Raw genomic sequence first — 6424 nt, 5'->3', positions numbered from 1 at the left:
CCAGCAGCCACGAGAACTACCGGGCGAGCGCGACCGCGTGCGGGCACGGGTCGTCCGGCTGACCGCAGCCGCGGCCGGTCTCCAGTTCGCCGTACCCGGGCAGCAGCCCCAGCCGGGCGTCCTCCGCCGCCTCCAGGAGCCCCGGCGGCAACTCCCGGCGAGCAGCGCCCTCGTCTCCTCGGGGCGGTCCGCGACCCGCTCCCAGAGCGCGTCCCACCGCGCCTCGTCCGCTTCCGCGAGCGCGAGGGCCACGGTGTACGGCTCCTCCGCGTCCTCGTACACCTGCGCGGCGACCCGCCCGGGGCCCACCGCCAGGGGGCCCAGGCGCCCGGAGCGGGCGAGGGCCTGCCCCTTGCGCAGCGAGTCCCCGAGCGGCCTGCCGTCCTCCACCGCCTCCGTCCAGGCCCGGCTCCACCATGAGCGCCCGCGCCCCCGGCCGCCCTTGTGGGCCGGGAAGGCGGTGAAGCCCCGCGCCGGCTCCTCGCGTCCGTCGCTCATCGCGTGCTCCTCAGCTCCACCAGACTCGCCAGTTCGTCGTTCCCGAGCCTGCTCAGCGCCCGCTCGCCGCTGCCGAGCACCGCGTCGGCCAGCTCCCGCTTCGACTCCATCAGCGCCGCGATCCGGTCTTCGATCGTGCCCTCCGCGATCAGCCGGTGCACCTGCACGGGCCGCGTCTGCCCGATGCGGTGGGCCCGGTCGGTCGCCTGGGCCTCGACGGCCGGGTTCCACCAGCGGTCGTAGTGCACCACGTGGTCGGCCCGCGTCAGGTTCAGGCCCGTGCCCGCCGCCTTGAGCGACAGCAGGAAGACCGGCACCTCGCCGTCCTGGAAGCGGCGGACCATCTCCTCGCGCCGGGGCACCGGCGTGCCCCCGTGCAGCAGTTGCGCCGCGACGCCCCGCTCCCGCAGGTGCCGTTCGAGGAGCCGCGCCATCGCCACGTACTGGGTGAAGACGAGCACCGCGCCGTCCGCCGCCAGGATCGTGCCGAGCAGTTCGTCCAGCAGCGCGAGCTTGCCGGAGCGGCCGGGCCGCCCCGGCTCCGGCTCCGGCTCCTTGAGGAAGTGCGCGGGATGGTTGCAGATCTGCTTGAGCCCGGTGAGCAGCCGCAGGACCAGGCCGCTGCGGGCGATCCCCGAGGCCGACCGGATCTCCGCCAGCGTGCCGCGCACCTGCTCCTCGTAGAGGAGGGCCTGCTCGGCCGTGAGCGAGACGGGATGGTCGGTCTCCGTCTTGGGCGGCAGCTCGGGCGCCACTCCCGGGTCGGACTTGCGGCGGCGCAGCAGGAAGGGCCGGACGAGTCCCGCGAGCCGTTCGGCGGTCGCCCCGGGACCCCCGCCCGGACCGGCGGCGGACCGTTCCGCCTCGATCGGGACGATCCAGCGCCGCCGGAAACGCGCGGAGGTGCCCAGCAGCCCTGGCGAGGTCCAGTCGTCGAGCAGCGCCCACAACTCGGAGAGCCCGTTCTCCACCGGCGTCCCGGTGAGCGCCACCCGCGCGGCGGCGGGGATCAGCCGCAGCGCCCGGGCCGTCGCGGACGAGGCGTTCTTGACGTGCTGGGCCTCGTCGGCGACGAGCAGCCCCCAGCGGTGCGCGGCGAGCCGCTCCGCGTCCAGGCGCATCGTCCCGTATGTCGTGAGCACGAAACCGTCGTCCGCGCCCTCGATGCCGCGCCCCTGGCCGTGGAACCGGCGCACCGGGGTACCGGGCGCGAACCTGCGGATCTCCCGCTCCCAGTTGCCGAGCAGCGAGGCGGGGCAGACCACGAGCGTCGGCGCGCGGGTGTCCGCGTGTTCCTGGCGGCGCAGGTGGAGCGCGATGAGCTGGACCGTCTTGCCCAGGCCCATGTCGTCGGCGAGGCAGCCGCCGAGGCCGAGCGAGGTCATCCGGGCCAGCCAGTCGAGACCGCGCAGCTGGTAGGCGCGCAGCGTCGCGGCGAGCGCGGCGGGCGGCTCGACGGCGCTGTCGTCCGCCGGAGCGTTCAGCAGTGCGCGCAAGGCGCTCAGCCAGGGGCCGTCGGCGACGGCGACCTGCGTGCCGCCGATCTCGGCGTGACCGGTGAGCGCGACCGCGAGCGCCTCGACCGCCGTGAGCGGAGGCAGCCGCTCGCCTGCCCGGCGGACGAGTACGGGATCGAGGAACACCTGACCGCCGCGCAGGCGTACCACCGGGCGTCCCGCCCCGGCCACGGCCGCCGTCTCCTCGTCCGTCAGCGGATCGCCGTCGAGGCAGAGCTGCCAGCGCAGCTCCACGGTGCCCTCCGCGCCGAGGAAGGCCCGCACATCGGCCGGAGGCGTGCGGTCCAGGCCCACCACGGGCCGCGCGCTCAGCCGCCCGCTCGTCCCGGCCGGCCAGCGCACGGCGACGCCCTGCGCCCGCAGCCGGCCCGCCGCCCCGCCGAGCAGCAGCCCCAGCTCCTCGTCGGTGAGATCGATGCTCCGGGGCACCGGCAGCAGGCGCGCGAGCGGCTCCCACAGCGCGGCGGCACGGCGCACGGCACGGACGGTGTCGGCCTGGGCGCGCGGGCCGAGCGGGTGGGCGACCCCCTCGAAGAGGTCCGAGGCGGCCACCTCGACGGTCGGGTCCGCGAGATCGGACACGAGCGGGACGAGCCGTACGACGGGCGCGCCCGCCGCGTCCTCGCCCGGCCGCACGGCGAGCGAGACCCGGACTCCCGCGTCCACGCCGATCGCGATCTCCTCCGCCCAGGACCGCAGCTCCGGCACGTGCTGGGGCGTGACGGCGGCGAAGGCCGCGCGGCCCGTCGCCGCCTCGGCGGCCGGGGTGCGCGGCAGCGTGTCGGCGACGGCGTCCAGGAAGGCGCGCAGCACACCGTCCGCGGGCGGCAGGAGTTCGCCGCCGGGGGCGGGAACGGCCAGTGCCTCCGGCGGTGCCGCCGCGGCGAGTTCGCGCAGCCGCAGCATGTCGGCCGGGTCGAGCGGCCCGACCCGCCAGGCGTCGTGACCGCCCTCGGACACGCCCGGCAGGAGCCGTTCGCGGGCCACCAGGTGCAGTGCGAAGGCGGTCGCCGCGCCCCAGAAGGCCGCCGCGTCGTGAACCGCTCCAGCCCGGGCCCCCGTGCCCTCGCCCTCCGCGTCGTCCTTCCCGTAGCGGCGCCGGGCCAGCGCCAGGACCGGGAGCGCGTCCCCGACCGGGAGCCACAGCACGGGCACCGTCCGCCGTCCGCCGGAGGTGACGAGCCCGGCGCGCTCCGGCTCGACGCCCGGCGGCGCGTGCGGAGTCCCGCCGTCCGGGTCCCAGAACGCCACCCGCCCGCCGCGCGGAGGATCGGCCGGCTCGAAGGCGACCGCGTACCGGGTCCCCCGCTCCGTCCGCCCCGTCCGCCGGTCGGCCGGGATGCGCGGAAGCTAGACCGGTTCCCCCTGTTGGTCAAATTCGACTACAGGGGGCCACGTGTGTCCTCCGGCTCCGTGCGCGCTGCCTCAGCCCTTGTCGCCGGGGTGCCGCTCACCGCTCGCGTACGGGTTCGGCTCGTCCTCTTCGACTACCGCGCGCACCCCGGCGAACGGGTCGCCCTCGTCGGCGAACGTGTACGCCCCGTCCTCCACGCGCCGGATGAGGCCCTCGGTCCACTCGGCGCCCGCGTCCGCCGAGTGCACCCACAGGTTCATGATCTCGCCGATGTGCCCGAACTGTCCGGGCCCGTCCTGGGGCGCGTAGTACTCGGTCACGGCCTTCCGCCACTCCTGGATGGCCCGTACCCGGCCGCGCAGCAACTCCAGCGCCTCGGCGCGTTCCAGGTCCACGAGGAAACCGAGGGCCGCCGCGAGCACGTCCGGCTTCTGGTCGTACTCCGTCAAGGACTCGCGCAGCAGCCGGAAGTACTCCTCCGTGCCCCGTTCCGTCACCTCGTACTCGGTCCGGGGCGGGCCGCCGGCGGTCGAGGGCGCGATCTCGTGCGCGTGCAGCAGTCCTTGTTTCCCGAGCTGCTTGAGAGCGTGGTAGATCGATCCGGGTTTGGCGCTGGACCACTCGTGGGCGCCCCAGTACTCCAGGTCGTTGCGCACCTGGTAGCCGTGGGCCCGCCCATGCCGGCGCACCGCGCCCAGCACGAGGAGACGGATGGCTGACATGCGGCCAGGATACGGGTCCGCGCGCGGCGCGCCGGAGCCGAGGAGGCGGAGCGGGGGAGGGGAGCGCCGGGCGCCGGTGGTGCCCGTGGTGCCGGTGGGACGTGCGCCGGGCAGGTGTGGTGGTGCCGGTGCGGGCGCCCCGGGGCAGGGGGCGCGGGTGCCGGTGGCATCGTGCCGGAGCGGGCGCGGGTGCGCGCTCGGCTCACCCGCGTTGCCCTCCGGTCCGCCCCTGCCGCTAGGGAGCGTATTCGGTTGTGATCAAGAGGCTGCTCGTGTGAGGTCCTTGATCCAGATCATCGAGGCGCGTAGGTAGAGTCCGGCGAGGTAGCTGTCGGGGGTCTTGTCGTAGCGCGTGGCGATGCCTCGCCATGCCTTGAGCTTGTTGATCAGACGCTCGACGGTGTTCCGCTCCTTGTAGAGGTCTGCGTTGTGGCTGACGGGCCGGCCGCCGTGGGAGCCCTTCTTGTTCCGGTTGGCGGCCTGGTCCTTCTTCTCCGGGATGACCGCTTTGATACGGCGTTTGCGCAGGTGGGCACGGTTGCCGCGGGACGAGTACGCCTTGTCTGCGGCGACCGCGTCCGGCCGGGTGCGGGGACGGCCGACGAGCCCGCGGACCCGTACCTTCCCCAGCACTGGGATGAACTGCGGACTGTCGGCGGCCTGCCCCTCGGTCAGGATGAACGCCAGCGGGCGGCACCTCCGGTCGCCGGCGACATGGATCTTGCTGGTCTGCCCGCCCCTGGAGCGTCCGAGCAGGGCGGCCTTCAGCCGAAGTTTGCGTCGGCGCCGGACGCGCCGTCGTTCTTCCCGCCCGGGATCGCTCCCGGCCTCCTGCCCGGTTTGTTCGTCGCAGCCGCCCCCTTTGACCTGGCCTTCTCCGCCTCGGCGGCAGCCTTCTCCAGAGCGGTGAGGACCTCCTCGTCCAGGTGCATGCCGGCCGCGTCGTGATGGGCCCGCGCGGTGGTGGAGTCGATGCTGACCAGGGACAAGTCCACCTCACCGCGCTTCGCGGCTTCCGCGATCAGGCCCTCCAGCAGGGCCTCGAAGACCCCGGCGTCACGCCACTGCCGGAAGCGGTTGTGGACGGTCGACCAGGCGCCGAACTCTGCCGGCATCTCCCGCCACTGGCCGCCCGTCTTGAACCGCCAGATCACGCCCTCGAACTGCTGCCGCAGCCGCTCGGGGTACGGGCCGTACTCGCCGATCGGCAGGTACGGCTCAATGAAATCCCACTCCGGGTCGGTCAGTTGCACTCGCGTCACGTACGACGGTCTACCGGACCAGACCGTGCCACGAAGGCACATCCCGCAGATTGATCACGACTCGATACGCTCCCTAGTTTGGGTGCGGAGAGAGACGCGGGCCCGTGGGGCGAAGGCGCACGGGGGAGTGGAGGGCGGGAAGAGCGTCGCCGCGTGCCGGTGACCCTGCCGAGATCGGCGGCTACGTGCTGGAGGCGCGGCTCGGCTCGGGCGGGATGGGGACGGTCTTCCTGGCGCGTACGGGCTCGGGCCGGCCCGTGGCGATCAAGCTCATCCACCAGCAGTTCGCCGCCGACGAGGAGTTCCGTACCCGGTTCCGGCAGGAGGTGGCGGCGGCCCGGCGCGTCAGCGGCGCCTTCACGGCCGCCGTGGTCGACGCCGCTCCCGACGCCGAGCAGCCGTGGATGGCGACGAGCTACATCGAGGGCGACACGCTGAGCCAGCACCTCGCCGCGCGGGGCCCGCTCGGCGGCCCCGAGCTGCGCAGGCTCGCCATCGGCCTCGCCGAGGCACTGCGCGACATCCACCGCGTCGGCGTCGTGCACCGCGACCTCAAGCCCTCCAACGTCGTCCTCTCGCCCGAGGGCCCGCGCGTCACCGACTTCGGCATCTCGCGCGCCGCCGACCAGCAGACGCTGACGATGACGGGGCGGATCATTGGGACGCCGCCCTTCATGTCGCCGGAGCAGTTGCAGGCTCCCCGGGGCGTCGGGCCCCGCTCCGACGTCTTCTCGCTCGGAACCCTGCTCGTCTACTCGGTGACGGGCCACGGCCCCTTCGACGCCGACAGCCCGTACATGACGGCCTACCAGGTGGTCCACGAGGAGCCGGTGCTCGACGCCGTGCCACCGGCGCTGCGCGCGATCGCCGAGTCCTGCCTCGACAAGGAACCCGAGCGCCGCCCCTCGGCCGACGAACTCCTCGTGCTCCTGCGCGACCTGCCCTCCGACCTCGGCACGGCGGGCGCGAACGGCACGGGCGCGGGGCGCACCAGGGACGTGACCACGCGGCACGACGCCGTCCCGTCCCGCCCCGCACGAAGGCGCGCGGCCCGCCCCGGCCCCGCAGGAC

The 6424-nt window shown here is 74.5% G+C and carries 3 protein-coding genes and 2 pseudogenes; 1 reads left to right on the top strand and 4 read right to left on the bottom strand.

Annotated elements, in window-relative coordinates; genetic code table 11:
• The 4 genes and pseudogenes from SSBG_RS00930 to SSBG_RS30470 all read right to left on the bottom strand — a co-directional run.
• Window positions 1-498 (bottom strand): annotated as a pseudogene (locus SSBG_RS00930) (hypothetical protein); the annotation flags it as partial.
• Window positions 495-3266, bottom strand: a complete 2772-nt coding sequence (locus SSBG_RS00925) for a DEAD/DEAH box helicase (RefSeq protein WP_008744367.1) — start codon at window positions 3264-3266, stop codon at window positions 495-497. The pseudogene SSBG_RS00930 and the gene SSBG_RS00925, both read right to left, overlap by 4 nt.
• 174 nt (window positions 3267-3440) lie before the next feature.
• Window positions 3441-4091 (bottom strand): PadR family transcriptional regulator, encoded by a 651-nt coding sequence (locus tag SSBG_RS00920; RefSeq protein ID WP_008744366.1) that lies wholly within the window; start codon window positions 4089-4091, stop codon window positions 3441-3443.
• 258 nt (window positions 4092-4349) lie between these two features.
• Window positions 4350-5353 (bottom strand): annotated as a pseudogene (locus SSBG_RS30470) (IS5 family transposase).
• Window positions 5354-5568: 215 nt separating this feature from the next.
• Here SSBG_RS30470 and SSBG_RS33970 point away from each other — a divergent pair.
• Window positions 5569-6424 (top strand): serine/threonine-protein kinase (locus SSBG_RS33970; protein WP_234010703.1); only part of this gene is annotated, 856 nt, incomplete at its 3' end.

The sequence above is a fragment of the Streptomyces sp. SPB074 genome, from assembly GCF_000154905.1.
In the GTDB taxonomy this organism is placed as follows: Bacteria; Actinomycetota; Actinomycetes; order Streptomycetales; family Streptomycetaceae; genus Streptomyces.
The sequence above is the reverse complement of the archived record's forward strand: the minus strand, read 5'-3'. Positions and strand labels throughout refer to the sequence as shown.

Excerpts from the sequence above, each read along its gene's own strand:
- SSBG_RS00920 (WP_008744366.1), bottom strand. The coding sequence starts at position 4,091 with ATGTCAGCCATCCGTCTCCTCGTGCTGGGCGCGGTGCGCCGGCATGGG.